The following is a 646-nucleotide window of genomic DNA, read 5'->3' as shown; positions in this document are numbered from 1 at the left end:
GGGTCGATGGGCTCGAAGGTTGGGCCGGCCGTGATCAGCAGCTTCTTGCCCAGCAGCGTCTTGGGCGCGAGGAAGGCCTCGACGTCGTCGAAGATCTCTTGCGCCTCCAGCATGCGGCCGTCGCCGATCTCGCCGCAGGCCTGGTCGCCGTTGGCGGGGCCGATGACGGTCGCGCCGTCGGCCTTGAGCTGCGCGACATTGCGCTGTGTGGCGGGATGAGCCCACATCTCTCGGTTCATCGCCGGCACGACCAGCAGCGGGCACTCAGCGATGCGGCGGGCCAGCGCCGTCAGGCTGACGAGATCGTCCGCCCTGCCCTGCGCCAGCGCGGCGATGGCATCGGCACTCGCAGGCGCCACCAACATCACATCGGCCTCGCGGCTGAGGTTGATGTGGGCCATGTTGTTGTCGGGACGCGCATCCCACTGGCTGGTGTAGACCGGCCGGCCGGACAGGGCCTGCATGGTCACCGCGGTGATGAACTGCTCGGCGGCCTCGGTCATCATGACCTGCACCGTCGCGCCGCCCTTCACGAACAGGCGCGTCAGCTCGGCGATCTTGTAGCCGGCGATGCCGCCGGTCATGGCGAGCAGGACGTGCTTGCCTTGCAGTGGTGATGTCATCAACGCTTCCTGAACACCAGATC

At 67.6% G+C, this 646-nt stretch carries 1 protein-coding gene; it reads right to left on the bottom strand.

Going from position 1 to position 646, the window contains the following annotated elements; all coding sequences use genetic code 11:
• A partial coding sequence (gene coaBC, locus AC1DU6_RS34415) for a bifunctional phosphopantothenoylcysteine decarboxylase/phosphopantothenate--cysteine ligase CoaBC (protein ID WP_477862960.1) occupies positions 1-623 on the bottom strand: 623 nt, incomplete at its 3' end.
• Positions 624-646 lie beyond the last annotated feature (23 nt).

This window comes from Roseateles sp. P5_B10 (assembly GCF_056400485.1).
Note: the sequence above shows the minus strand (reverse complement) of the source record. Positions and strands in the feature narration are given on the sequence as shown.